At 67.8% G+C, this 26,700-nt stretch carries 24 protein-coding genes; 15 read left to right on the top strand and 9 right to left on the bottom strand.

Annotated features, from left to right (window positions below):
- The 5 genes from MNR01_RS17470 to MNR01_RS10120 all read right to left on the bottom strand — a co-directional run bounded on the left by MNR01_RS17470 (position 1) and on the right by MNR01_RS10120 (position 5,618).
- Positions 1–126, bottom strand: coding sequence for a hypothetical protein (locus MNR01_RS17470; RefSeq protein ID WP_256451839.1), 126 nt, complete (start codon positions 124–126; stop codon positions 1–3).
- 126 nt (positions 127–252) lie between these two features.
- Entirely contained in the window at positions 253–1,269 is a 1,017-nt protein-coding gene (locus MNR01_RS10135; RefSeq protein ID WP_241917692.1) for an NAD(P)-dependent alcohol dehydrogenase, read from the bottom strand.
- A gap of 135 nt (positions 1,270–1,404) precedes the next feature.
- Positions 1,405–2,694 carry a vanadium-dependent haloperoxidase gene (locus MNR01_RS10130; protein ID WP_241917691.1) on the bottom strand — a complete coding sequence of 430 codons (1,290 nt, stop codon included), beginning with the start codon at positions 2,692–2,694 and terminating at the stop codon, positions 1,405–1,407.
- A 168-nt stretch (positions 2,695–2,862) separates the two neighbouring features.
- Positions 2,863–4,998, bottom strand: coding sequence for an autotransporter outer membrane beta-barrel domain-containing protein (locus tag MNR01_RS10125; protein WP_241917690.1), 2,136 nt, complete (start codon positions 4,996–4,998; stop codon positions 2,863–2,865).
- A gap of 89 nt (positions 4,999–5,087) precedes the next feature.
- Entirely contained in the window at positions 5,088–5,618 is a 531-nt protein-coding gene (locus MNR01_RS10120; protein WP_241917689.1) for a hypothetical protein, read from the bottom strand.
- Between the two features lie 310 nt (positions 5,619–5,928).
- Between MNR01_RS10120 and MNR01_RS10115 the strand changes: the two genes are divergently transcribed.
- Complete coding sequence (locus MNR01_RS10115) at positions 5,929–6,843, top strand: alpha/beta fold hydrolase (RefSeq protein WP_241917688.1); 915 nt, start codon at positions 5,929–5,931, stop codon at positions 6,841–6,843.
- A gap of 63 nt (positions 6,844–6,906) precedes the next feature.
- On the opposite strand, the gene MNR01_RS10110 is transcribed toward MNR01_RS10115, so the two are convergent.
- Positions 6,907–7,290 (bottom strand): YkgJ family cysteine cluster protein, encoded by a 384-nt coding sequence (locus MNR01_RS10110; RefSeq protein WP_241917687.1) that lies wholly within the window; start codon positions 7,288–7,290, stop codon positions 6,907–6,909.
- A 95-nt stretch (positions 7,291–7,385) separates the two neighbouring features.
- Here MNR01_RS10110 and oleC point away from each other — a divergent pair, with 95 nt between their 5' ends.
- The 8 genes from oleC (at position 7,386) to MNR01_RS10070 (ending at position 14,768) form a co-directional block, all read left to right on the top strand.
- A complete protein-coding gene (gene oleC, locus MNR01_RS10105; RefSeq protein ID WP_241917686.1) occupies positions 7,386–9,041 on the top strand; it encodes an olefin beta-lactone synthetase in 1,656 nt (551 codons plus the stop codon).
- 135 nt (positions 9,042–9,176) lie between these two features.
- Entirely contained in the window at positions 9,177–10,187 is a 1,011-nt protein-coding gene (oleD, locus tag MNR01_RS10100; protein ID WP_241917685.1) for a 2-alkyl-3-oxoalkanoate reductase, read from the top strand.
- A 61-nt stretch (positions 10,188–10,248) separates the two neighbouring features.
- Positions 10,249–10,407, top strand: coding sequence for a DUF1328 domain-containing protein (locus MNR01_RS10095; protein WP_241917684.1), 159 nt, complete (start codon positions 10,249–10,251; stop codon positions 10,405–10,407).
- Between the two features lie 110 nt (positions 10,408–10,517).
- Positions 10,518–11,183, top strand: a complete 666-nt coding sequence (locus MNR01_RS10090) for an SCP2 sterol-binding domain-containing protein (protein ID WP_241917683.1) — start codon at positions 10,518–10,520, stop codon at positions 11,181–11,183.
- Positions 11,180–12,856, top strand: a complete 1,677-nt coding sequence (gene ubiB / locus MNR01_RS10085; protein WP_241917682.1) for a ubiquinone biosynthesis regulatory protein kinase UbiB — start codon at positions 11,180–11,182, stop codon at positions 12,854–12,856. Before MNR01_RS10090 ends, ubiB begins: the two co-directional genes overlap by 4 nt.
- A 57-nt stretch (positions 12,857–12,913) precedes the next feature.
- A complete protein-coding gene (locus MNR01_RS10080) occupies positions 12,914–13,687 on the top strand; it encodes a pseudouridine synthase (protein WP_241917681.1) in 774 nt (257 codons plus the stop codon).
- A gap of 9 nt (positions 13,688–13,696) precedes the next feature.
- On the top strand, positions 13,697–14,116 hold the full coding sequence (gene arfB, locus MNR01_RS10075; protein WP_241917680.1) for an alternative ribosome rescue aminoacyl-tRNA hydrolase ArfB: 420 nt from the start codon (positions 13,697–13,699) through the stop codon (positions 14,114–14,116).
- Between the two features lie 43 nt (positions 14,117–14,159).
- Positions 14,160–14,768, top strand: coding sequence for a 1-acyl-sn-glycerol-3-phosphate acyltransferase (locus MNR01_RS10070; RefSeq protein WP_241917679.1), 609 nt, complete (start codon positions 14,160–14,162; stop codon positions 14,766–14,768).
- 36 nt (positions 14,769–14,804) lie between these two features.
- Here MNR01_RS10070 and MNR01_RS10065 read toward each other — a convergent pair whose 3' ends face one another.
- Entirely contained in the window at positions 14,805–15,773 is a 969-nt protein-coding gene (locus MNR01_RS10065; protein ID WP_241917678.1) for a LysR family transcriptional regulator, read from the bottom strand.
- A 111-nt stretch (positions 15,774–15,884) separates the two neighbouring features.
- Between MNR01_RS10065 and aceB the strand changes: the two genes are divergently transcribed.
- From aceB to MNR01_RS10045, 4 genes are all read left to right on the top strand, one after another.
- Positions 15,885–17,561: a malate synthase A gene (gene aceB / locus MNR01_RS10060; protein ID WP_241917677.1), complete on the top strand. Its 1,677-nt coding sequence runs from the start codon at positions 15,885–15,887 to the stop codon at positions 17,559–17,561.
- A 71-nt stretch (positions 17,562–17,632) separates the two neighbouring features.
- The gene (aceA, locus tag MNR01_RS10055) at positions 17,633–18,934 is read left to right on the top strand and encodes an isocitrate lyase (protein ID WP_241917676.1); all 1,302 of its coding nucleotides are present in this window, start codon (positions 17,633–17,635) and stop codon (positions 18,932–18,934) included.
- A gap of 220 nt (positions 18,935–19,154) precedes the next feature.
- Positions 19,155–20,213 carry a GGDEF domain-containing protein gene (locus MNR01_RS10050; RefSeq protein WP_241917675.1) on the top strand — a complete coding sequence of 353 codons (1,059 nt, stop codon included), beginning with the start codon at positions 19,155–19,157 and terminating at the stop codon, positions 20,211–20,213.
- Positions 20,214–20,235: 22 nt separating this feature from the next.
- Complete coding sequence (locus MNR01_RS10045) at positions 20,236–22,848, top strand: putative peptide modification system cyclase (protein WP_241917674.1); 2,613 nt, start codon at positions 20,236–20,238, stop codon at positions 22,846–22,848.
- Here MNR01_RS10045 and MNR01_RS10040 read toward each other — a convergent pair.
- On the bottom strand, positions 22,803–23,120 hold the full coding sequence (locus MNR01_RS10040; RefSeq protein WP_241917673.1) for an NHLP-related RiPP peptide: 318 nt from the start codon (positions 23,118–23,120) through the stop codon (positions 22,803–22,805). The two genes, MNR01_RS10045 and MNR01_RS10040, sit on opposite strands and share 46 nt — an antisense overlap.
- 274 nt (positions 23,121–23,394) lie before the next feature.
- On the opposite strand from MNR01_RS10040, the gene MNR01_RS10035 reads away from it, so the two are divergent.
- Positions 23,395–24,579, top strand: coding sequence for a putative peptide maturation dehydrogenase (locus tag MNR01_RS10035; protein WP_241917672.1), 1,185 nt, complete (start codon positions 23,395–23,397; stop codon positions 24,577–24,579).
- 80 nt (positions 24,580–24,659) lie between these two features.
- A complete protein-coding gene (locus tag MNR01_RS10030) occupies positions 24,660–25,133 on the top strand; it encodes a hypothetical protein (RefSeq protein ID WP_241917671.1) in 474 nt (157 codons plus the stop codon).
- Positions 25,134–25,177: 44 nt separating this feature from the next.
- Here the strand turns inward: MNR01_RS10030 and MNR01_RS10025 are convergent, their stop codons facing one another.
- Positions 25,178–26,692: a YifB family Mg chelatase-like AAA ATPase gene (locus tag MNR01_RS10025; protein WP_241917670.1), complete on the bottom strand. Its 1,515-nt coding sequence runs from the start codon at positions 26,690–26,692 to the stop codon at positions 25,178–25,180.
- Positions 26,693–26,700: the final 8 nt, after the last annotated feature.

Below are 26,700 nucleotides of genomic sequence, written 5' to 3'. Positions count from 1 at the left end.
TCAGGCCGGCGCAACCGGGATCGGCAGGCATTCCATGATCTCGACCGCTTCACCGGGAAAAATCGTGAAATGGGGGTGGTTCACGAACAGTTTCGCCGCCGCTTCGTGCGTTTCGGCCTGCACCACCGTGTAGGCGGCCAGTTCATTGCGCCTGTCGCTGATGCCGCCCGGGCCGACACGCTTGGTGCGTCCAAGCGGAGCGCCCGCCAGTGCAACGCATCAGATCGGCACAATCGAGGGCGCGCGCCGTGGCTACATCGCCGAGGCATCGAGCACGATGCGGTAGCGCGCCTTGCCGGCCCGCAGATGTTCGAGGGCCTCATTGACCTTGCTCATCGGGAACATCTCGACCTGCGGCCGGATGTCGTGGCGGGCAGCGAAAGCGAGCAGGCTGGCGATGTCGACGGGCGAACCGGTAGGCGAACCGGAGATCTCACGTTGCTTCATGATCAGGCTGAAAGCCGCCACCGGGATCGGCTCCAGTACGGCGCCAACGACGTGCATGCGCCCCTTCGGCGCAAGCGTGCCGACCATCGCATCCCAGTCCATCGGTACGTTGACCGTCACCAGCAGCAGGTCGAGGCTGCCGGCAACGGCGTTGATCGCGGCCGAGTCACGACTGGCAACCACATGGTGCGCACCAAAGCCGTGCGCCTCGTCGGCCTTGGCCGCGGTCGACGTGAAGGCGGTGACATCACAGCCCCAGGCGGTGGCGAACTTGATCGCCATGTGGCCCAGGCCGCCGACGCCGACCACGCCCACGCGCATCGTTGGCTTGATGTCGTACGCCAGGAACGGCTTGAAGACGGTGATGCCGCCGCACAGCAGTGGACCGGCGCTTGCTACATCCAGACCGTCCGGAACCGGAATCGCCCAGGCCCAGTGCGCTCGCACCTTCTGCGCGAACGCGCCGTGGTGCCCGCCGATGGTCGGCCTCACGGACGCGCACAGGTTCTGGTCGCCGGACAGGCATTGCCGGCAATGCATGCAGGTTTCCGCGGTCCAGCCTACGCCGACGCGCTGGCCGACCTTAAGCCCCTTGGCATGGCTGCCGACAGCAGAAATGCGGCCGATTGCTTCATGGCCAGGCACCAGCGGGTACTGGCTCATGCCCCACTCGTTGTCGAGCATCGACAGGTCGGAGTGGCAGATGCCGCAGTACTCGACATCCACTTCGACTTCTTCCGCGCCGAGCGGTCCAAGGTTGAGGTCCTGCAAGGCCAATGACTGGCCAGGGCCCTGGGCGGCCCACGCCTTGACGGTCGACATCCCGCTCTCCACGACTCAGCTGTAATGACCGCCCACGCTACGCCGGTGGCCGCATCGAACGGATGAAATCGCAGTGACCGGACCGGCGGCCACAAGGCTGCCGGTCCGGTTGCCGTTCTCAACGCAACAGACGACTCAATGGTGCTTGCGCTGTGGCCGCAGCTGCGTCTTGAACACGAACTTGCCGACCTTCTCGCCCAGCTTCACCCCGGCCTCGCACCCGGTACGGAAATGGATGCCGCCATAGACGCGCGCATCCGCGGATTCATCCGCAGCCTGTGACAGGCTGGTGTAGCTGCGCGTGACCGCCGGCGGAAGCCCGCTTGCCGTGAGGGTGAACGGCACCGCATCGGTGCCGAAGAACTCGCGAAGTACGCCGGCGAACGAGCCAACGGTGTTGGGCAGGCCGCAGGTGTAGTCCGGATACGGCGGCGTGACGATGTAGGAGGTCCACGTGGCGTCGGGTTGCGTGCCCGCGTTGCCGTCGTTGACCCAGTGGATCGCCGTGTAGGGGCGCCAGAAGTTGTAGTAGTACTTGACCCGGAACGTGGCGACCAGACCATCGTTGATGGCCATGTTCATCAGTGCGAACAGGCGCGCGTGTTCCCACAGGTCGAAGTCGTAGTCGGCGACGATGACGCGGGCGACGCCGTTGAGGTTGCCGCCACCGCCGGGCCAGAAGCGCGCGATGCGACTTTCTTCGGAATCAGGCGCGGCATTGCGCAGCACGGCGTCACCGACGGCTTTCACTTCGTTGTAGTCCTTGGCGTAGGCCTTGCTCCTGATGTTGAGCATGGCCGCGCGGCCCGGGTTGAACTGCCATGGACTCGACAGCGCGAACGGCTCGAGGTTGCCCCAGCCGCCGAACTGCGGGAATGGAGCCGGCGCAGGCGGAGTGGGCGGAGTCGGCTGGTAGACACCAGGAGCAGGTCCAAGCGTGTACGGAACATGCGGCGTCTGCGAGCCATCGAGGACGCGCATGTCGAGGATGGCATCGGCGGCGACGGCGCCGATGGCTTCGCCCTGGCTGATGCATGCCGGCTGCGCCGGAGCGCAGGCGGGCAGCGCAGCGATGAAGTTGGTGTAGGCGGTGTTGATCGTCGCGGCCTGGGTTGGCAGCGTCGCCAGCAGGACATCGCGCGCTGCACGCGCGACCGCGGCATCGGGCGATGCGTTCGGATTTCCGGCGCCGACGGCGGCGTAGGTCTTGTAGCGTGGATCGATTGCATTCAACGCATCGTGGATGGCGATGTGGACCATCGCGAACACGCGGAACTGCTGCGGCGGGCCCCCTGCCGCGCCGATGACCTGGTTGGTCGTGGCATTCCAGTCAGTCACGGCGTCGGCCAGTGCCTGGCACGGAACGACCAATGGCAGGACACCCGCCAGCAACCAGCGGGACGAATGCATCCGGGGGGACTTCATGGTGGACTCCTTGCATCAGAGGACGCGTCATTGCGACGCGACCGCCGGGGGGCGGCACTGGAATCGACTGCAAAAGAGTTACGCGGAACGACCAGCGCGCAGGCCACGCAGCGGACACGCCCGCGCTACGGGGCCTCGCGGCCCGGCACGAATCCTGCCGGGTTCCCGCTAGAAGGCGCGCGAAAGGAAAAGCCTGAGCTCCCAGGCGTCGGTGCCGTCCTGTCCCACGCTCAGATAACCGATGCTGGACTCGAGGAAGGTGGCGCGTGACACCAGCGCACGTGCGCCCAGTCGCAGCGAACCGACCCACGCCGAGGTGGATGCCTGTACCAGTTCGGCGGTGAGGATATCGCCGTCGTTGGGCCGGACGAAACTGTAGCGCGCACCGAACTCGGCGTAGGGAATGACGACGCTGCGCGCGGTCTCGATGAATCGACTGACTTCGAAGGTGCCTTCGATCGACCCGTTGTCGAAGCTGTCGGCGGCGACCTCGAAGCTGAGCGGAATTCCTTCCAGCATGCCGGTGAGCAGGTAGGCATCGTTGTCGTAGTGGGTGTAGTTCAACGACACCTTGGGACGGTACTGCCAGTCGTCGCCGCCGTACTGCCCCGTCATGTTGAACACCAGCGACGAGCGCTGCGTGTCGTAATCGCCGTGGACGATGTCGATGCCGATGTCGTTGCCGATCACGGCATACGTCACCGAGGTGTCCATCGCCCATCGTGCCGACAATGGCTGGGCGAGGTAGAAGCCGGCGCCGAACCCGTCGGACCGCACGCGCATCGCGCCTTCGAAGTTGTCGCTGTCGTTGTCTTCGTACGAGACCAGGCCACCGACCACGACGTCGTTGTCGAGGCGGCGATCGACACCGATCGTGAAGTAACTTCCGCTGGCATCCAGATCCTGGCCCTCGCGTCGATCGGACGTGTCGGTGCCGCGTCCGTCGAACCAGGCGTTCCAGCGTGATTGTTCGGCGAACTCGCGGCCCGGCGTGACCGGCACGCTGCGGCCGAATCCTTCGGCGCCTTCCAGGCCCTGCAAGTCGAGGCAGCGTTGACGCGTCGCGTCGTCGATGACGTTCTGGTGCTCGCTCTGCACGCATTCGTCAGGCAGGACCACGTGCCCGGCCGCCACGATGGCCGCCTGCGCCGCCACCGACGGCGGTACGCCGACGCCCGGTGCGGTGGGAAGGCCCGGAACCGCGCCGGCCGGCGGCAGCGTCGCGGTGCCACCGCCGGGTGGAAGCGTGCCGACGGGTGGAATCACGGCGCCCGGCGCAGCAGGCAAGGTCGGTGTGATCCCTGTCGGCGGCAACGTCGCGACCGGCGGCGTTACCGCGCCAGGCAGCGTCGGCATGGCGCCTGACGGCGGCGCAACTACACCCGGCAGTGTCGGGGTGATTCCGGTGGGCGGCAGCGTAGCGATGGGGGGCGCGACACCACTACCGGGCAACGTGGGCAATGTCGGCATCACGGCCATGGGTGGCGCGACTCCGCCGGGCAGTGTCGGCGTGATTCCGGTGGGCGGCAGCGTGGCGATGGGTGGCGCGACACCCCCACCGGGCAACGTGGGCAACGTAGGCATCGCGACCGTCGGCGGCGAGACCCCACCGGGCAGTGTCGGCGTGATTCCAGTGGGTGGCAGCGTAGCGATGGGGGGCGCGACACCGCCAGGTGCGGAAGGCAGCGTCGGCATCGCGCCCGCGGGCGGTGTGACTCCTCCCGGGAGTGTCGGCGTGATTCCAGCAGGTGGCAGTGTGCCGATCGGAGGCGCGACACCACCGGGCGCAGCAGGCAGCGTCGGCATCGTGCCCGCGGGCGGCGCCATGCCGCCCGGCCGCCCAGGCCGGGTCGGCATCAACCCGGAGAAGCCTCCGCCTCCGCCAAAGCCACCCGGTGGACGAAGGTTCGGCGGCAGGCTGGGCAGGGGAGGCAGGCGCGACGGAAACTTGATCCCGCCCTTCTGGTTCTGCGAATCGATCATGCACGGCTTGTTGCTGCCGAGTTCGAGCAGCTGGTGCACGCCGCCATTACCGGACGAGACCACCGGCGAAAGCGAGATGTGGAGTCCGCGCCGCTGCTTGCTCCACTGGTCGACGACCTGGTTGCCCTGCGTCGACTCGAGCTGGAACGATCCGGCGCCCGTTCCCGACAGCCACACCGTCCGCTGCTCGTTCGCAGTGACCCCCAGGTATGCCAGGCCGCCGCGATCGCTGCACTTCTGCGCCCACGCCGATACCGGCACCACGCCGCACACGAGCGTGGCCGAGGCGATCCACCGTAAACGCCGTTCGCGCTGCGCCATCCCGGCTTCTCCGAGGTGACCGGACTCGAAGCCATGATGGACCGACGCCAACCCCAGCCGTGTGCAAGACGCGTGAAAGCAGGAGCGTTCTACAGCGTGGTGATGACCTCGCCACTGGCGCGACGCAGCAGTTCGGCGACCTGCGTGCGCTGAGCGTGCGACAGCGCATGCACGACCACTGCGTAGCGGCCCTCGCCGAGTGCGTCCTGGACCTTGAGGATGTAGAGGTCATGGTCAGGCCGCAGCGTGACCAGGCCACCGAACATCAAGCCCGCCACCGCGGCGAAGAAGATGATCGCGCCGGCGGCGTACCCGGCCGAGTTGACGATGAAGGGCACGCGCAGCGTCCACAGCACCCAGAACAGCACGGCACCGAGCGCCGCACCGAGCAGGCCGAGCCAGAAGTGCGCGCGCAGCATCGTCGAGAAGATGCCCTGGCTCTCCGGCTCGAGTTTCTTGCCCGCGCGCGGATCGTGCGGAGCGACCACGCGCACCTGGCTGTCCTTCAGGTGCAGCGTGCGGCGGATGGTGTCGGCCGCCTGCAATGCGGCAGCCTTGTTGTCGAGTACGGCGGCGACCTTGCTGTTGGAGACTTCGCCGGTGATCACATGATCGGTCATGACACGCTCCTGTTGGCTGTCATCGTCCGGATCGTCTTGCCCGGGCAGTTGCGTATGGGTGAATTCCCGGTGATCGCGCGGCGCGCGGCTCATCAAGGTGATGGCGATGTCAGCGGGGCGTGCGCGCCCAGCGAGCGGCCGCGGGGGCAATTCCGCGGGCCCAGGACTTGTTCCGGACTGGGATACGGGCCACTTCCGCGGTCTGCACGGACATCGAGGGCGGCATCGAAGTGCGCACAACCGCCTGCGCACGGGATAATGGTCGCTTGTTCCCGGCTTGCGGCCCTCCCGCGAGCGCCACCGAGCCGCCATGACGATCGAGACTCCGCTTCCCGACTATCCCTTCACCCCGCAGCGCCTGCAGGTCCGTCCCGGAATCGGGATGAGCTACCTCGACGAGGGCCCGAAGGACGGCGAGGTGGTGGTGATGCTGCACGGCAACCCGTCGTGGAGCTACTACTGGCGCCGGCTGGTGCTGGGCCTGCGCGATCGCTACCGCTGCATCGTTCCCGACCATGTCGGCATGGGCCAGTCGGACAAGCCCGACGACGCCCCGGGCGCCAGCCCGGGCTACCGCTACACGCTGCAATCGCGCATCGACGACGTCGAGACGCTGCTGCAGACGCTGGGCGTGACCGGTCCGGTGACGCTGGCGGTGCATGACTGGGGTGGCGGTATCGGCTTCGGTTGGGGCCTGACGCATTCGGCGCAGATCCGCCGGCTGGTCGTCCTCAACACCGGCGCGTTCCCGCTGCCGGCGGCCAAGCCGCTACCGAAGTCCCTGCGCCTGGGGCGCGATTCGGCGCTGGGCACCGGCATGATCCGCGGCCTCAACGCCTTCGCCGCCGTCACCGCGCGCGTGGGCGTGGAGAACGCGATGCCGCACGACGTCCGCCGCGCCTACCTGGCGCCGTACGACACCTGGGCCAATCGCATCGCCACTTCGCGTTTCGTCCAGGACATCCCGCTGGGCGAAGGCGATGCCGCCTGGCCGCTGGTGCAGGCGATGGGCCGCAAGCTGCCCGAGTATGCCGACCGCCCGGTCTTCATCGGCTGGGGCCTGCGCGACTTCGTGTTCGACAAGCACTTCCTCAAGGGCTTCACCGACGCGCTGCCGCAGGCGCAGGTGCATGCCTTCGAGGATGCGGGGCATTACGTGCTCGAGGACAAGGCCGAGGTGCTGGTGCCGGAGATCCGCACGTTCCTGGACACGCACCCGCTTTGAACGCCGGCGGCCTGCCTGGCGGCAGGCCGATGGGGTCACTCGGACAGGATCAGCCGGAAGGAATCACAGCACCGGCAACGGGTTCTTTTCCGCCTCGCCGATTCCCGCCCAGTCGTCCTGCGTCAGCACTGCCAGCCCATGGGCAATGCGCGCCTTGTCGCACTGCGCGCTGGCAGCGCCGAACTCCCACGACGCCGGCACCGCCGCGCAAACCGACGGGCGCCGGTCGTGGATGCTGCAGCGGCTGTAGCGACCGATGTCGGCATCCAGCGCCACGCAGCGCGGCTTCGCCTGCGAGGTGCCGCGCATGACCCGCTCGTGCGAGCGCAGCGACTCGGTCAGTTCCAGCGGTACCCGCCCGCCCAGCTCCGGGTCGGCCTCGGACCAGTGGAAACTCACGCGGAAGAAGGCGCAGCAGGCGCCGCAGGTCAGGCAGGGGTGTTGCATGGGCGGACGGTGCACGGAAACAGCAGTTCGGGGGCGCGATTCTGAGGCTTTGCCGGCGCGAAGCAAGCGCCACGCATACAGGTGAAAATGAACGGATGAGCACCCCCTGCAACATCGCCTCCTCGCTGCCCGGCCTGGCCGCGCAATTCCCCGACCGGGTTGCAATGCGCTGCCCCGGCAGCCGCGGTCCGGACGGCCTGGCGCGCTTCGACCAGACCCTGACCTACCGGGAGCTGGACGCCCGCAGCGATGCGATCGCCGCCGGCCTGGGCCGGCGCGGCATCGTCCGCGGCACACGCACGGTGGTGATGGTCCGGCCGTCGCCGGAGTTCTTCCTGCTGATGTTCGCCCTGTTCAAGGCCGGCGCCGTGCCGGTGCTGGTCGACCCCGGCATCGACCGGCGCGCGCTGCGGCAGTGCCTGGACGAAGCCCGGCCGGAGGCGTTCATCGGCATACCGCTGGCGCAGGTGGCGCGGGTGCTGCTGGGCTGGGCGCGGTCGGCGCAGGTGCGCATCACCACCGGCCGCCACGCCTGGCTGGCCGACGCCACGCTTGCCCGGGTCGAGGCCGAAGGTGCCGGCGCGGGGTCGCAACTGGCCGCGACCGAGCCCGACGACGTGGCCGCGATCCTCTTCACCAGCGGCTCGACCGGCATTCCCAAGGGCGTGGTCTACCGCCACCGCCACTTCGTCGCCCAGATCGCGATGCTGCGCGACGCCTTCGGCATCGGTGCCGGCGGCATCGACCTGCCGACCTTCCCGCCGTTCGCGCTGTTCGATCCGGCGCTGGGGCTGACCTCGATCATCCCCGACATGGACCCGACCAAGCCGGCCTTGGCCGACCCGCGCAAGCTGCACGACGCCATCGCCCGCTTCGGCGTCGACCAGCTGTTCGGTTCGCCGGCGCTGATGGCCGTGCTCGCCGGTCATGGCGCGGCGCTGCCGACGGTGAAGCGGGTGACGTCCGCCGGCGCACCGGTGCCGGCCGACGTGGTCGCCAGGATGCGCGAGCTGCTGCCGGCAGACGCGCAGTTCTGGACGCCATACGGCGCCACCGAGTGCCTGCCCGTGGCCGTCATCGAAGGGCGCGAGCTGCAGGCGACGCGCGCGGCGACCGAAGCCGGTGCCGGCACCTGCGTCGGCCGCGCGGTCGCGCCGAACGAGGTCCGCATCATCGCCATCAGCGACGACGCGATCGCGCAGTGGTCGCCTGGTCTGGAAGTCGCGGCCGGCGTCGTCGGCGAAATCTCCGTGGCCGGTCCCAGCGTCACCGACCAGTACTTCAACCGCGAGGCGCAGACCCGCCTGGCCAAGATCCGCGAGGCGCTCGCCGACGCAAGCGAGCGCATCGTGCACCGGATGGGCGATGTCGGTTACCTCGATGCGCAGGGGCGGTTGTGGTTCTGCGGGCGCAAGTCGCACCGGGTCGAGACCGCGCAGGGTCCGCTGTACACCGAGCAGGTCGAGCCGGTGTTCAACACGCATCGAGAGGTGCGGCGCACGGCGCTGATCGGGATCGGAGTGCAGGGATCACAGCGGCCGGTGCTGTGCGTGGAGTTGCAACCCGGCGTGGATGCCGGGCAGTGGCCGCGAATCGAGCGCGAGCTGCGCGCGCTGGGGCAGGCCCAGCGGCATACGGCCGGGATCAACCAGTTCGCGCTGCATCCCAAGTTTCCGGTGGATATCCGCCACAACGCCAAGATCGGCCGCGAGAAGCTGGCGGTGTGGGCCGCGGCGAAGTCCAGCCGCTAGACCTTGCCAGCTGGGAGCGAGCAGCCATGTGCGCATCCGTTACCGAAATCGTGACGTGCTGCTTCGCCTGGATGATGTAATCAACGATATTCCACCCAGACAGTGGCAACGCCGCGCGCGGCAAAGGCGACATGGATGAAGATTCTGGTAACCGGCGGCGGTGGCTTCCTCGGGCAGGCGCTGTGCCGCGGCCTGCGCGGGCGCGGATTCGAAGTGGTGAGTTTCAACCGCGGCCGCTACGAGGCGCTCGATGCGATCGGCGTGGCCCAGGTGCAGGGCGACCTCGCCCAGCGCGATGCGATCGTCTCTGCCGCACGCGGTTGCGATGCGGTGTTCCACAACGCCGCCAAGGCCGGCGCCTGGGGCAGCTACGAGAGCTACCACCTGGCCAATGTGGTGGGCACCGACAACGTCATCGCCGCCTGCCGCGCGCACGGCATCGGACGCCTGGTCTACACGTCCACGCCGAGCGTCACCCATCGCGCCACCCATCCGGTCGAAGGCGGCACGGCGCAGAACGTGCCTTACGGTGATCACCTCAAGGCGCCCTACGCAGCGACCAAACAGATCGCCGAGCGCGCCGTGATCGCCGCCAACGACACCTCGCTGGCCACCATCGCGCTGCGTCCGCGCCTGATCTGGGGCGTGGGCGACAACCAGTTGCTGCCGCGCCTGGTCGAACGCGCCAAGGCCGGGCGCCTGCGATTCGTCGGCGACGGCGAGAACCGAATCGACACCACGTATGTCGACAACGCCGCGCAAGCGCATCTCGATGCCTTCGATCATCTCGCCCCGGGCGCGGCCTGCGCCGGGCGTCCCTACTTCATCAGCAACGGCGAACCGCGGACCGTGCGCGAGATCGTCAACGGCCTGCTGGAGGCCGCCGGCGCGCCGCTGGTGACCCGGACCATTCCGTTCCGCGCCGCCTATGTCGCGGGCGTGGTGTGCGAAGGCCTGTGGCATGCGCTGCCACTGAAGGGCGAGCCGCCGATGACGCGCTTCCTCGCCGAGCAGTTGAGCACGACGCACTGGTACGACATGGCGCCGGCCAAGCGCGACTTCGGCTACGTGCCGCGCGTGAGCATTCACGAGGGGCTCACCCGGCTGAAGGCCGCATGGACGGAACACACCGCCGTCACCCACTGAAAACGAATGCCTATGCAGGATCGGAGCACACCCATCAGGCGCGACGCGCCGGAGGTTTCCGATGCTGCACTACGCAGTGGTGTTCTTCGTCATCGCGATCATTGCCGCTGTGCTGGGCTTTACCGGCATCGCCGGCACGGCCAGCAACATCGCCTGGATCCTCTTTGTCGTCTTCCTGATCCTGGCTGTCGTCTCGATGCTGCGCGGCAGACGCGTCTGATCGCGCGCCACCGGCGCGCACCGCGATCCGGTGGCCGCTAGTGGCGCCGGACGGCCAGGGCAAGGGTCGTCCGGCGCTGGGGACCGCAGGGGCAGGGCTACAATGACGGGATGACAGACCCATCTCCCTCACAGTCGGCTCCATCGGCGTTGGCCGCGCTCAAGCCTATTGCCGGGCGTGCCCTGGAGGCCGCGCTCAACCGCGCGCTGGCACTGGACCCCGACACCCGCGACGGACTGCGCACGCTCGACGGGCGCCGAGTCGCCCTGCGCGTGGCCTCGCCACCGCTGGCGCTGCAGGTGCGGGTGGCGGGCGAGCGGCTCGAGGTGGGTCCGATCGAAGGCGAGGGCGAACCGGACCTGTCGGTCCGCAGCACCCTGGGCGGACTGCTGTCGCAGCTGCCGTTCCTGCGCAACGACGACGCGCCGCCGGTGGGCAAGCTGCGCATCGAAGGCGATGCCGAGCTGGCGCGCCGGTTGCAGCGCCTGGCCGAACGTTTCGATCCGGACTGGCAGCAGCCGTTCGTGCGCGTCTTCGGTGAGGTCCTCGGCGTGCAGATCGCCAGCTCGTTCGCCGCCGGCCTGCGCCACGCCCGCGGTGCCGCCGGCGCATTCGCCGGCAACGCCGCCGAGTACGTGACCGAGGAATCGCGCGACGTGATCCCGCGCGAGGAGCTCAATGCCTTCCACGACGACGTCGACACGCTGCGTGATGACGTCGAACGCCTGGCCGCGCGCGTGGGCCGCCTGCGGGTGCGAGCCGGGGGCGGCGCATGAAGCCTGTGTTCCGTGCCTGGCGCATCGGCCGCGTGCTGCTGCGCTACCGCCTCGATGATCTGCTCGACGACACCCCGGTCGAACCCTGGCTCAAGCTGGCCCGGCCGTTCGTGCCGCGTGCCTCCAGCGAAATAGCGGCACAGCCCCGCGGTGCGCGCCTGCGCCTGGCGCTGCAGGAACTGGGGCCGATCTTCGTCAAGTTCGGGCAGATCCTGTCGACGCGCCGCGACCTGGTGCCGCCGGACGTCGCCCAGGAACTGGCGTTGTTGCAGGACCGCGTTGCCCCGTTCGATGGCGAGGCCGCGCGCCTGATCGTCGAGCGCGCGCTGGAGCGTCCGGTCAGCGAAGCCTTCGCCCAGTTCGACACCTGCCCGCTGGCCTCGGCGTCGATCGCCCAGGTGCATGCGGCGACCTTGCCGCCGGATGCGAATGGCGTGTCGCGCGAAGTCGTGGTCAAGGTGCTGCGGCCGAACATCGAAAAGCAGATCAGCGGCGACATCGCCCTGCTCAAGGCCGTGGCCGGAATCGTCGATCGCACCCATCCCAGCGCCGACAAGATCCGCCCGCGCGCCATTGTCGAAGAGATCGAGAACACGCTGGCGGCCGAACTCGACCTGCAGCGCGAAGGCGCCAACGCCAGCGTGCTGCGCCGGTTCTGGGCCGACAGCGACGACCTGTACGTGCCCGAGGTGATCTGGTCGCACACCGCCGAGCGCGCGCTGACCCTGGAGCGCGTGCGCGGCATCCCGTCGGACGACATCGAAGCGCTCGACGCGGCCGGCATCGACCGCCATGCGCTCGCCGCCAAGGGCGTGCGCGTGTTCTACACGCAGGTGTTCCGCGACAACTTCTTCCATGCCGATGCCCACGCCGGCAACATCTGGGTCGACAGCGATCCGGACCGGCGCAACAACCCGCGTTTCATCGCGCTCGACTTCGGCATCATGGGCCAGCTGTCGGACGAGGATCAGTACTACCTCGCCGAGAACTTCATGGCGATCTTCAACCGCGACTACCGCCGCATCGCCGAGCTGCACGTGCGCGCCGGCTGGATGCCCGCGCACATCCGCATCGACGAGCTCGAAGCGGCCGCGCGCGCGGTGTGCGAGCCGTACTTCACCCGGCCTTTGAGCGAGATCTCGCTGGCCGAGGTGCTGCTCAAGCTGTTTCGCACCGCGCAGCGCTACGAGCTGACGCTGCAGCCGCAGCTGATCCTGCTGCAGAAGACCCTGCTGAATATCGAAGGCGTCGGTCGCCTGCTCGATCCCAAGCTCGACATCTGGGCGGTGGCGCGGCCGGTACTGACCAAGATCCTGGTCGAGCGCTACAGCCCGCAGCGCCTGGCCAGCGAGTTCCGCAAGCGCCTGCCGGAGCTGGTCACGCACGCGCCGGAGATGCCGCGCCTGCTGCACGCCTGGCTGACCCAGCAGGTCGAAGGCAAGTCCGAGTTGCACCTGCATTCGCGCGACCTCGCCGAGCTCAACCGCTCGATCCGTTCGGCCCAGCGCCGCACTGTCGCCGCCGTGCTCGGTGTCGGCCTGCTCATCTGCGCCACGGTGCTGTACGGACTGGAAGCCGGTGGCCCGAGCCTGTGGTCGATCCCGGCGGCGGCGTGGATCGCCGGCCTCGGCGGCATCTGGGCACTGCTGGCCGCCTGGCCCCGCCGCAGCTAGCTCTGCTCCTCCCTCTGCGAATGCAGGGGGAGGTCGCTTGAACGAGAGACCTGATCTGTGACTGCTTCACCCCTCCCCAACCCTCTCCTCGATTCGGAGGAGGGAGAGCCCGCAGCCCTCGACATCCTCCATGTCGACGACCAGCTGGCCGTGGTCAACAAACCCGCCGGCCTGATGGTCCACGACAGCGCCCTGGCGCGCGGCGAGACCGACTTCGCCGCCGACCGGCTGCGCGAGCAGTTCGGCAAGCCGATCTTCCTGGTGCATCGCCTCGATCGTGCGACCAGCGGCTGCCTGCTGCTGGCCTTCGATCGCGACAGCGCGTCGGCGCTGGGCAAGGTGCTGATGTCGCGCGAGGTCGAGAAGGACTACTGGGCCATCTGCCGCGGCTGGCCAGAGGAACGCTTCGTCGTCGACTATCCGCTCGATGGCGGTCCGGGCAAGCCGCTCAAGAAGCCGGCGATCACCCGCTTCACGCGCCTGGCGACAACCGAGCTGGAACTGCCGTCGGCCAACTTCCCGACGTCGCGTTACGCATTGCTGTGCGCGCAACCGGAAACCGGGCGCTTCCGCCAGATCCGCCGCCACCTCAAGCACCTCTCGCACCACATGATCGGCGACACCAGCCACGGTGACGGCCGCCACAACCGCCAGTTCCGCATGCTCGGCATCCATCGCATGCTGCTGCACGCGCGCCGGCTGGCGTTCGCGCATCCGCTCGACGGGCGACGTATCGAAGTGATCGCACCGCCGGACGCGGAGTTCGCCAGGGCACTGGCCCTGTTCGGCGATGCAGGCGACACAGCTGCGGTATTCACCGCGGATCGCTAAAGTCTCGCCATGCTCCAGATCAGCGACAACCTGGCCATCCCCGACGACGAGCTGGTCGAGCGTTTCGTGCGCTCGTCCGGCCCGGGCGGGCAGAACGTCAACAAGGTCGCCACCGCGGTCGAGTTGCGCTTCGACCTGGCCGGCTCGCCGTCGCTGCCCGAGCCGGTGCGCGCGCGGCTGCTGGCCAAGCGCGACCGTCGCATCACTGACGAGGGCGTGCTGGTGATCAGCGCCCAGCGCTTCCGCACCCAGGACCGCAATCGCGAGGATGCGCGCGAACGCCTGGCGGCCTTCATCGCCACCGGGCTGGTTGCGCCGACCCCGCGCGTGGCGACCCGGCCGACCCGGGCGTCGAAGGAGCGGCGGCTGAGCGGCAAGCGTGAACGCGGTACGATCAAACGTGGCCGCGTCGTTCGCGAATGGGACTGACGACCACACCGCACAATGAAAGCGCACGACCATCGAGGGGCCAATGGCCGAGACTGACGACCAACGGGTGTTGACGCTGCCGCCGAGCGCGCCGCGGGTCAAACCCAATGCCTTCACCCGTTGGCTCGGCCGCGCCATCCTTCGCGCCGGCGGCTGGCGCATGGTCGGTGCGTTCCCCGACATCCCGCGCCTGGTCCTGATCGGCGCGCCGCATTCGTCCAACTGGGATGGCATCTGGGGCTTCGCCGCGAAGATGGCGATGGGCCTGGACCTGAAAGTGCTGGGCAAGGATTCGCTGTTCAAGCTGCCGGTGATGGGCGCCCTGATGCGCCACCTCGGCGTCATTCCGGTCGATCGCAAGGCCGCCCATGGCGTGGTCGAGCAGGCGGCGCGGATGATCCGCGAGGCCGACAAGCTCTGGTATGCGCTGGCGCCGGAAGGCACGCGCAGGGTGGTGGAGCGGTGGAAGCCCGGCTTCTGGCGGATCGCCAAGGCCGCCGCGGTGCCGGTGGTGCCGGCCTATTTCCATTACGGCCAGAAGGTCATCGGCATCGGTCCGCCGTTCGACCTGGGCGAGGACTACGACAGCGACGCCAACCGCATCCGCAACTGGTACCGGGGCGTGTCGAAGGGCAAGAACCACGACGCGTGAGGGTCTCCTCCCCCGGTTTTGCAGGGGAGGGAACGGTCAGCGTTCAGACTGCCCGGTCGAGTAGTAGTCGCCGCGCTCGAACAGCGCCGGCTTTATTAATTCTGTAAATGCCCGGGCCTGTGGCGATAAATATTTGCCCTTACGGACCACGACCCCATAGGTCCGAGACGGGAAGTACTCCGCCAGCGACCGCGCCGACAGCCGCTCGCGGTCGGCTTCGGTCAGGCAGATCGCGGTGACGATGCTGATGCCCAGGCCCATCGCAACGTACTGCTTGATGACCTCCCAGCCGCCGACCTCCAGCGCCACCGTGTACGGCACCCGGTTCTGCTGGAACACCAGGTCGATCAGGCGGTAGGTGGTCAGCCGCTGCGGCGGCAGGATCAGGCCATACGGCGACAGGTCCTGCAGGTGCAGGTCCTCCTTGCGCGCCAGGGGGTGGTCGCGCGGCGTGATCAGCATCGGCTCGAACCGGTAGACCGGCTCGTAACTCAGGTCGGCCGGAACGTCGAGCATCGAACCCACGGCCAGGTCGACCCCGTCCGAGCGCAGCAGGTCGAGGCCGCCGGCGCCGGTGACGTTGTGCAGCGTCAGCCTCACCTCCGGATGGGCGGCGCGGAAGGCTTCGACGATCCGCGGCAGCAGATAGAGGATGGTCGAACTGCCGGCCGCGACATTGAGCTCGCCGGCATCCAAGCCGCGGATCTTCTCCCGGAACACCGAATCCAGCGCGTCCAGGCCCTCCACCAGCGGCCTGGCCAGCTCGTAGAGCTCCTGGCCCTCGCGGGTCAGGGTGATCCGGCGGCCGCTGCGCTCGAGCAGACGCACCCCCAGCTCCCGCTCCAGCGCCTGCAATTGCAGCGTGACCGCGGGCTGGCTGAGGTACAGCGCCTCGGCCGCCCTTGAGACCGAGCCCAGGCGGGCCGTCTGGCAGAACGCACGAAGGGGCTTGAGCCGGTCCCCCTTGTAGGCGAACCGTGGGGTGGAAGGCGGCTGGGTGGCCATTGGTTTCAATGCGTATTAAGGAAAGTAATGATTAGCATTGAAAAATCTTGATTGTCAAATAACACACGCCGCCGCATGGTGACTCTCCAAGGTGACCACGGAGTTACAGGCATGTCGGCAGTGATGGCCAAGCGGCAAGACGGCGATACCCAGGGGGGCATCGAAGGCAATATTGAAGTCCTGGCCCAGGCCGAGGGCCAGGACCAGGTACTGACCCCTGCCGCGCTCCGGTTCCTCGCCGGGCTGCACCGCCGTTTCGAAACGGCCCGCCAGGTCCGCCTCGACGCCCGCCTCGCCCATCAGGCGCACTTCGATGCCGGCGGCCTGCCCGACTTCCGGGCCGACACCGTCGCCATCCGCAACGGCAACTGGACGGTGGCACCGCTGCCGCAGGCGCTGCTCGACCGCCGCGTCGAGATCACCGGTCCGGTCGAACCGAAGATGGTCATCAACGCGCTCAACTCCGGCGCGAAGGTCTACATGGCCGACTTCGAGGACAGCACCTCGCCGACCTGGGACAACCTGATCGCCGGCCAGCGCGCGCTGATCGGCGCCGTTGCCGGCACTCTCGAGTTCACCGCCCAGGGCGCCGACGGCAGCACCGGCAAGCACTACACCCTGCGTCCGTTCGAGGAGCAGGCGGTGTTGATGGTGCGCCCGCGCGGCTGGCACCTCGACGAAAAGCACGTCCGCATCGACGGCGAGCCGATGTCGGCCAGCCTGTTCGACCTGGGCCTGTTCGCTTTCCACAACTCGGACGTGCTCGCCGCGAAGGATCGCGGACCCTATTTCTACCTGCCCAAGCTGCAGTCGATGGAAGAGGCGCAGCTCTGGAACGACGTGATCGACCATGTCGAGCGCGAGCTGCGCCTGCCGCCGGGGCAGATCAAGGTCACCGTGCTGATCGAGACGCTGCCGGCGGTGTTCGAGATGGACGAGATCCTGCATGCTCTGCGCACGCGCGTCGCCGGCCTCAACTGCGGCCGCTGGGATTACGTGTTCTCGTACATCAAGACGTTCCGCCGCCATCGCGACAAGGTGTTGCCCGAGCGTGCCCAGGTCACGATGACCCAGCCGTTCCTCAAGGCCTACTCGGAACTGCTGATCCAGACCTGCCACAAGCGCGGTGCCCATGCGATGGGCGGCATGGCCGCGCAGATCCCGATCAGCGGCGACGAGGCTGCGAACGAAATCGCGATGGCCAAGGTGCGCGCAGACAAACTGCGCGAAGTCACTGCCGGCCACGACGGCACCTGGGTCGCGCATCCGGCGCTGATCCCGCTGGCACGCGAGATCTTCGACGAGCGCATGCCCACGCCCAACCAGCGCCACGTGCTGCGCGAAGACGTGTGGGCCACCCGCGACGACCTGATCAAGCCGTCGCTGGGCACGATCAGCCGCGCCGGTTTCGAGGGCAACGTGGAAGTGTGCGTGCGCTACCTCGCCGCCTGGCTCGACGGCAATGGCTGCGTGCCGATCCACTGGCTGATGGAAGACGCGGCGACTGCAGAGATCGCCCGCACCCAGCTGTGGCAATGGCTGCATCACGCCGATCAGCCGGTCGGCCGGGTGCCTCCCGGGGACAGCCTGCACCTGGACGACGGCACGCCCGTCGACTTCGCCCTGCTCGAACGCGCCTTCCTCAACCTGCCCGGCCGCCTCGGCGACCGCGCACGCCTGCCCGGCGCCAGTCGCATCAACGAAGCGATCGGCGTGCTCGACCGCCTCACCCACGCCGATGTGCTGGAGGACTTTCTCACCCTGCCGGCCTACGGCCGACTCGACTGACGCGAACCCATCCCCACCCAACCCTCCCCTTGAAGCGGAGGGCTCCAGAAAAAGAAGCAGAGGGCACCGCCATGACCACCGCACTGCACACCGCCGAACAACTCCGCCACGACTGGGCCACCAACCCGCGCTGGGCCGGCATTGACCGCCCGTATTGCGCCCAGGATGTCGTGCGCCTGCGCGGCACCGTGCCGGTCGAGCACACCATCGCCAAGCTCGGTGCCAACAAGCTGTGGGCCTCGCTGCACAGCGAACCGTTCGTCAACGCGCTCGGCGCGCTGACCGGCAACCAGGCGATGCAGCAGGTCAAGGCCGGCCTCAAGGCCATCTACCTGTCGGGCTGGCAGGTCGCCGCCGATGCCAACATCGCCGGCGAGATGTACCCCGACCAGTCGCTGTACCCGGCCAACTCGGTGCCGCAGGTCGTGCGCCGCATCAACAACACGCTGCTGCGCGCCGACCAGATCCAGTGCGCCGAAGGCAGCGGCGACATCGACTTCCTGCAGCCGATCGTGGCCGACGCCGAGGCCGGCTTCGGTGGCGTGCTCAATGCCTTCGAGCTGATGAAGGGCATGATCGAGGCGGGCGCCTCCGGCGTGCACTTCGAAGACCAGCTGGCCAGCGTCAAGAAGTGCGGCCACATGGGCGGCAAGGTGCTGGTGCCGACGCGCGAAGCGGTCGAGAAGCTGGTCGCCGCGCGCCTGGCAGCCGACGTCATGGGCGTGCCGACGCTGATCGTCGCCCGCACCGACGCCGAAGCCGCCGACCTCATCACCTCCGACATCGATCCGAACGACGCGCCCTTCATCACCGGCGAGCGCACCGTCGAAGGCTTCTTCAAGACCCGTAATGGCCTGGACCAGGCGATCAGCCGCGGCCTCGCCTACGCGCCGTACGCCGACCTGGTGTGGTGCGAAACCGGCAAGCCGGACCTGGAGTTCGCGCGCAAGTTCGCAGAAGCCATCCATGCCAAGTTCCCCGGCAAGCTGCTGGCCTACAACTGCTCGCCCAGCTTCAACTGGAAGAAGAACCTCGACGACGCCACGATCGCGAAGTTCCAGAAGGAAATCGCCAGCTACGGCTACAAGTTCCAGTTCATCACCCTGGCCGGCTTCCACAGCCTCAACTACGGCATGTTCAACCTCGCCCACGGTTACGCCCGTCGCCAGATGAGCGCATTCGTCGAGCTGCAGGAAGCCGAGTTCGCGGCTGCCGAGAAGGGCTTCACCGCGGTCAAGCACCAGCGCGAAGTCGGCACGGGCTACTTCGATGCGGTGACCCAGACCATCCAGGGCGGCAAGTCCTCGACGGTGGCGCTGAAGGGCTCGACCGAGGAAGAGCAGTTCCACGAAAAGCGCGCCGCGGCCGCCTGAGAAAAAGTCTCGGTTTTGGCGCCCTCCCTTTTTCCCGGCAAAGGGGAGGGCCCGGAAAAGCCTGCTTTGAGGCCTTCCTGCGCACATCAAGCCCTGCTCAGCTTCGCGCCGAAAACCCCTGCCAAGACCCTTGGGCAGGCGTCCTCCAACCCCCCTTTTCACCGTTGTTTACCGTGTTCAGGTGCTATTCTCCACCTTCACCACGGACCGGGGTCGTGGGATGAATCGCGAAAACGCGGCGTTGGTACACAGCCGCGAGACCATCATCGCAGGCACTCCCAGCACGGCGTCGGCGGATGTGGCGACGGCGGTGCTCACCGATTCGGAATACGAATTGTTTGCCGAGATTGGCCGTTCGCGGCGCATCGAGGCAGGCCAGGTGCTGTTCCGCCGCGGCGAGCTGGGCACGACCATGTTCGTGATCGCGCGCGGTGTCATCGACCTCGACTTCGGCGAGGACCTCGTCGGCAAGCGCCTGGGTCCCTGCGAATTCTTCGGCGAACTGGGACTGCTGATCGGCGACCACGTCCGCAGCGCCGACGCCGTCGCCGCCAGCGACGGCCTGCTGATCGAATTGCGCCACGAGGAGTTCCAGCGACTGGTCGAATGCGACCCGGGCCTGGTGTCATATTTCCTGCGTCGCGCGATCCTGCGCGTGGTGCTCAACGAACAGAGCCTGATCCGCCGCCTGCGTCGCCGCAACGAGGAACTCGAGTCCGCGCTCGACAGCCTCCATGCCGCCACGCACCAGCTCAACCAGACTGAAGAGCTGGTCCGCACCGACGAGCTGACCAACCTCTACAACCGCCGCGGCCTGACCCTGCACCTGCAGGAGTACCGCCGGCTTGGCATGCCGCACGCGATGGGCCTGCTGCTGATCGACTGCGACCGCTTCAAGCAGGTCAACGACGAGCACGGCCACCTGATCGGCGACCGTGTGCTGCAGGGCGTGGCCAACATCCTGCGTTCGCTTGCCGGCCCGGACGACCTGGCCTGCCGCCTCGGTGGCGACGAGTTCTGCCTGCTGATGGTGGCCGACAACCGCGAAGAGGTGATGCGCTTCGCCGAGTTCGTCGTCTCCACCGCCCAGGGCCTGATGCAGATGGTGCACGGCGCCCCCCTGATGTGTCCGCTCAGTGTCGGCGCCTGCCTGGTCGACGCGACGAAGGACTGGAATGACTGGTACGCCCGTGCCGACGAAGGCCTGTACCGGGCCAAGCGCATGGGCGGCAATTGCGTGCAATGGCAGGATCACGATGCGGAACTGACCTCGGCCTAGGCCGAAGAGGGAAGCACCATCGATGAATGAGATGACCCATCGTCCGTCGATCGACTCACCGCAACTGCGTACGTTGCTGCTGACCGACCTGTGCGACTCGACCGCCCTGGTCGAAAGCATCGGCGATGTCGCAACGGCGACGCTGTTCCGTGACCACGACCGGCTCGTGCTGGATCTCCAGCAGCGCTGGCGCGGGCGCTTGATTGACCGCTCCGATGGCCTGCTGCTGATGTTCGAGCGCCCGATCGACGGCCTCGGCTTCGCCCTCGACTACGTCCGCACGCTGGAAGTGATGAGCGCCTCGCTCGGGAAGGAAATCAAGGCACGCGCCGGCCTGCATGTCGGCGAGGTCCTGACCTGGCGCAACACCGACGAAGCCGTTCTTGCCGGCGCCAAGCCGCTGGAAGTCGAAGGCCTGGCCAAGCCGACCGCCGCGCGCCTGATGTCGATGGCGCGCCCCGGGCAGATCCTGCTGTCGTCGGTGGCCGAACCGCTGGCCCATCGCGCCTCGCGCGAACTGGGCGAGCGTGGCCAGCAGTTGTTGTGGAAATCGCATGGCCGCTGGCGTTTCAAGGGGATGCCCGAAAGCCAGCACGTCTATGAAGTCGGCGAGCCGGGCATCGCCCCACTGCGTGCACCGCCGAATACGCCCAAGGCCTGGCGCGACATCCCGCTGTGGCGCCGGCCGGCTTCGCTCGTGGCCGAGGCGGCCGTGGTGGCGATGTTTGGCATCGGCATCTGGTTCATGACCCGCCCGGCGCCGGCGATCGCTTTCAACCAGCGCGACTGGGTGGTGGTGGCGGACCTGCGCAACCTCACCGGTCAGACGGTGCTGGACGACTCGTTGCAGCAGGCATTCCGGATCAGTCTGGAACAGTCGCGGTATGTGAACGTGCTCAGCGACATGAAGACACGGAACACGCTTGAGCGCATGAGGCTTCAACCAGGAACGCCCCTGGACCGTGCAATCGCCTCCGAGATTGCGATGCGCGATGGCGCCCGGGCCGTGATCCTTCCGACGGTTGCGGAAGTTGGCGGCAAGCTGCGCGTCAGCGTGGAGGTGATCGATCCCCACACCCAGGCCACCGTCTATGCCGAGTCCGTCGACGGAAATGGAGCCGAGTCGGCCCTCAGCTCGATCGACGAAGCCACCCGGACGTTGCGCGGCAAGCTGGGTGAGGCGATTGCCTCCATCGACAAGGATTCCGTCAAGCTTCCGGAAGCAACCACCGGCGACCTCGACGCCCTTCGCGCCTATGCCCTCGGGCAGAAGGCATACGGGCGCGGGCAGTACGCGGATGCGAAGGGGTTCTACACCAATGCCGTGAAACTCGATGGGTCGTTCGCGCTGGCCTATATCGGACTGCTGCGTGCCCACAACGCTCTGGACGATCTGCCCGGTGGCGTGGCGAATCTTCGCAAGGCGGCGAAGCTGCGTGATCACCTGCCGCCGCGCGATGCCATGTATCTGGATGCCTGGCTGGCCCAGGTCGACGCGCCACTGCAGGCGCTCGATCGATGGCGCGAACTGTCGGCCATGTATCCGGACTTCTTTCCGGCAGCCGCGAACGTCGGGTACGACCTGTTCTCCCGCAATCGCTTTGCCGAAGGTCTGGTGTTCGCAAAGCGGGCGTCAGCGGCACAGTACGAGTTCTCGCCGCTTGCCACCGATCTGGTGGGCCAGTTCCAGCTCGCGCTGGAGAACTACGACGAGGCCAAGGCGGCATTCGCCCACGCCACGGGCGATGGAGTTGGCAAGGCGATACTGCGCGGCGCCAGTGCAAATGCGGCCGAAGGGCAGTTCGACGCGGCAGAGGCCTTGTTCGCCAAAGCAGCTGCCGACGTGAAAAGCGATGACTTCAACCACGCCGCGGTCTATCTGGACCGGGGCCAATGGAGGCAGGCGCGCCGGGAGGCCGAATCGGTCATCAAGGCCGTCGAGTCGGGTTCGTTCCGGGCGAGGGCGGCGACATTCCCCATTGCGGTCAGCGAGTGGGTGCAAGGCAGCCGTGATGCGTCCCTGCGCAGGCTCCGCGACACTGCGCGCAGCGCCTTGAAGGCAGTGGATTCACCGGGAAACGCTGCAGGCGCCCTTGATGACGCATACCTGGCCGCGTCCGCCGGCATCCTGGCGCAGCGGATGGGTGACGTCGAACTCGGACGCGAGGTGGCCAGGCGGTTGCAGCCTCAAAAAGCGTTGCTTGGCGCGCCCTCGCTGCGCGACATGATGGTCGTGCTCGTCGCCAATGACCTTCGCTCATCGGGCAAGCCTGCCGAAGCGCTGTCGAACCTGGAAAACGCCATCGACGGGGATGAGCGGTTCCAGGTCCGGGTAGCACTGCTCGAGGCCTATGCCCAGGCGGGAAAGACCGAGCAGGCGCTCGCGCAGGCCCAATGGCTTTCCACGCATCGGGGCCGGGCGTACATCGAGCTTGGCTGTGGCTGGTGCCAGCAGTCGCTCAATGTAGTGGACACCAACTTGTCGCAACTGCGTGCGGCCGAACTGCAGATGCAGCTCGGCCGCAAGGAAGACGCCACGAAAGACCTGGCGGTATTCGATCGCCGGTGGAATCCTGCGACGCTGCCAGATTACTTGCGGGTACGCAGGGACGCGTTGCTGGCGGCATCCAACTGAATCGGATGCTGCGAAAGGCCGGCAAGCAGCATTTCCCTGAGTTGCACGCGGGCCTTGATGACATCGGCCTTCGGGGCGATGCGTGTTACCTGGCAACAGGCGGCTACCGAGGCCATCAGGGCCGGATCCGCGCCGACGCCGATCTTTGCCTTTTGCATCGCAGCCCGCGGATCCTTCTTGAAGGATCGGCGGAAGTCGTTGTCGCTGCTAAGCAGGTCCAACAGCTTGTCCGCAGACCTCGCATCCAGTGGAGCAGTCTTCTTGCCGGCCATTCCCCATTTCCCCGATGACGGCCCGTTGCGGGCCGGACAGGGCACGAATCTAACCGTCTGTGCTGCTCGTCACAAGGCGCTGCCGGAACCGGTCCATTGAGACCGAAGCGTCAGCAAGAGCGGCACCCGCGTTGGGACGAATGCGCCGGCGCCCAATCCAGCGGTTCCACCTTGGTCCACCTGGTCTAGCGGGTCCGCCTGCAGTGCCAGGCATCCACGCCTGGCGCGCAGTGGGGTTAACCTGTCACCGGGCTGTTCTGCTCCCCGGGGAATCATGAAAGTCAGGCGTTGCACGGTATTGCTGCTCGAACCGCGTGAGCAGGTCAGCTTTGACCTCGGCGTGCTTCTGAGCGGCGGAGATGGCTTGCTGCGGGAGCGCCGCTGGATCGCGTTGGCGGCACACCTGGGCGAAGAAGTGGAAGTCGATGAGGCCGAGCGGGAATTGCTTGGCAGGCTCAGTCCCGCGCAATGGGTCGACACGACATCCATCGACGCCGACGCGGACTCGGTCAGGCAGCTGCTACGCAAAGGGCTGTTGATCGGGAGCGGCAAGCGCCACGCCGACATGCGCCAGCGCGACGAACGATTGCGGGACGTCTACTGGCACCCACTGGCTGCGACGCTGCATGCCTTCAGTCGCTGGACCGGCGTCGATGCCGTCAGGAACATGGAAGACAGCGGCACCGGAACCGCAGTAGGAATGCGCAGCGTGCTCGGCGTGCCGCCATCGGTCGGGGCCAGCCACGCCGATGACAGTGCGAGGCTGCCCTTGCCCCGTATCGCCCCTACCGCCTTCGACGACCTCCTCGCCCGTCGCGCCACCTGCCGCAACTTCGACCCGGCCCGCAAGGTGCCCCATGAACTGTTCGCCCAGCTGCTTCAACGCGTCTTCGCCGCCCAGGCCGAGGTGCGCGTCAGCGACGACATGGTGTTCCTGAAGAAAAACGTCCCCTCAGGCGGCGGCCTGCACCCGATGGAGTGCTACCTGATCGTCCAGCACGTCGAGGGCGTGGCGCCGGGCCTGTACCACTACCGGGCGCAGGAGCACGCGCTCGAACCGCTGGCCGGGCCGGACAAGCCGCTGCGCGAGTTCGTCATGGACATGGTCGCCCAGCAGCACTGGTTCGCCGACGCCCACGTGGTCGTACTGCTGTCGCCGCGCTTCGACCGCACCTTCTGGAAGTACCGCCACCACGCCAAGGGCTACCGCGTGGTCGCGCTGGAAGGCGGCCACATCTCGCAAACCCTTTACCTGGCTGCGACCGAGGCCGGACTGGGCGCCTTCATCACCGGCGCGATCAACGAGGTCGAGCTGGAGCAGGCCTTCGGCCTCGACCCGATCCACCAGGGGGCGCTGGCCATCTGCGGCTTCGGCTGGCGCGGACAGGTCATGGAGACCGCCGAGCTCGATCCCGCCGAACGGGTCTGGACGCACGGGGAGCCGGTTTCACAACCCTGAACGAAATTTGCGCGAAAAGGCAGTCGACATTGCCAAATCGGTCAAGTTATTTTGGAAGGCCCTCACCAAGGTCCGCACAGATGCGCGTTCTCCGCCTCCTTTCCGCTGCCGTGCTGGGCCTGGCCCTGGCCATGCCGGCATTCGCGTCCGTCGACAGCCGCGTGCTGATGATCGATGACATCCGCACCCAGCAACACGAGATCCGCGAAGGCGTCGAAGCTGGCACCGGTCCCTACAAGGATCTGACGCCGGACCAGCGCAGCGAACTGCTGAGCAAGCAGGACCGCATGCTGCGCACGATCGACGGCAAGACCTCCACCGACGAACTCAACGAAGCGCAGAAGACCGAAGTCTTCAACACGCTCGAGTGGATCGAAGCGGTCGTCAACAAGAGCAACGACGACGAGCGCATGGTCTGCGAGCGCCGCCCGATCCTCGGCAGCACCCGCAAGGAACGCGTCTGCAAGACCCAGGCCCAGTGGCAGGCAGAGCGCGAAGCCGCCCGCAACATGATGGAAGGCCGCCGCGCCTGCCAGGGCTGCGTCAGCAACTGATCGCACGTCGGGCCCCCGGGTAGCGTGATGCACCCGGGGCGCCCTCAGGCTTCCTGCGGTTCCAGTCCGCGCGCTGCGCGCCGCAACCCGATCGCTTCGGTCAGGTGTGTCGTGCCGATCGACACCTCGCCTGCAAGATCGGCAATCGTCCGCGCCACCCGCATGATCCGGTGCATCGAACGCGCCGACAGCTGCAGCGAATCGACTGCGCGCTCCAGCAACATGTGATCACCCGCCGACAGCCGGCAAGTCGACGCCGTCTCGGCCTGGCCGAGTTGCGAGTTGGGCTTGCCGCCACGCGCCAGTTGTAGCTCGCGCGCAGCCACGACCCGCGTCCGCACTGTCGCGGTGTCTTCGGCGGGCGGCGCATCCGGGCGCAACTCCGACGGCGGCAGCCGCGCCACTTCCACATGCAGGTCGATGCGATCGAGCAGCGGACCCGATACGCGGCCGCGATAGCGCGTGATCGACTCGCTGCTGCAACGGCAGCGGCCGCAGGCATCGCCGGCCCAGCCACAGGGACAGGGGTTCATCGCCGCCACCAGTTGGAACCGCGCCGGGAATTCGGCGCTGCGCGCCGCGCGCGACACAGTTACCACCCCCGACTCGAGCGGCTCGCGCAGCACCTCCAGCGCGCGCCGCTCCCATTCGGGCAGCTCGTCGAGGAACAGGACGCCGTGGTGGGCCATCGACACTTCGCCCGGACGCGGTTGCGCGCCGCCGCCGATCAGCGCGACCGCGCTTGCGGTGTGGTGCGGCGCGCGGAACGGGCGCTCGCGCCAGCGTGCCGGATCGAGGCCGCGGCCACTGACCGAGGCGATCGCCGCGGCTTCCAGCGCCTCGGCTTCCGATGCATCCGGCAGCAAGCCGGGCAGGCGCGAGGCGAGCAGGGTCTTGCCGCAGCCGGGGGGGCCGATCAGCAGCATGTGGTGACCGCCAGCGGCGGCGATCTCCAGCGCGCGCCGCGCATGCGCCTGTCCGCGCACATCGGCCAGATCCGGTTGGTTGCCGCGCACGCTCGGCACCGCTTCGGCCAGCGGCAGCGACTTGCGACCTGCCAGGTGAGCGCACACCTCCAGCAGCGTGCGCGCGGTGCGCACTTCGACCCGGCCGGCGAGCGCGGCCTCGGCGCCATTGCCGGCGGGGACGATCAGCCGCCGCCCGGCCTGCGCCGTGGCCAGTGCCGCCGGCAGCGCGCCGTCGATCGCGCGCAGCTCGCCGGTCAGGCCGAGCTCGCCGACGAATTCATGGTCGTTCAGTGCCTGCAGCGGGACCTGCCCGCTGGCGGCCAGGATCCCCAGCGCAATGGCAAGGTCGAAGCGCCCGCCTTCCTTGGGCAGGTCAGCCGGGGCGAGATTGACGGTGATGCGTCGCGCCGGGAATTCGAACTGTGCGCACTGGATCGCCGCACGGACCCGGTCCTTGGCCTCGCGCACCGCCGCCTCGGGCAGGCCGACGATCGACATCGACGGCAGGCCGCCGGCCAGGTAGACCTCGACCCGAACCGCCGGCGCGCGAACGCCCGATCGCGCACGGCTGTGCACGAGTGCCAGGTTCACGGTGAAAC

Origin of the sequence: Lysobacter sp. S4-A87, from assembly GCF_022637455.1 — a bacterium.
Taxonomy (GTDB): domain Bacteria; phylum Pseudomonadota; class Gammaproteobacteria; order Xanthomonadales; family Xanthomonadaceae; genus Lysobacter_J.
The sequence above is the reverse complement of the archived record's forward strand: the minus strand, read 5'-3'. Positions and strand labels throughout refer to the sequence as shown.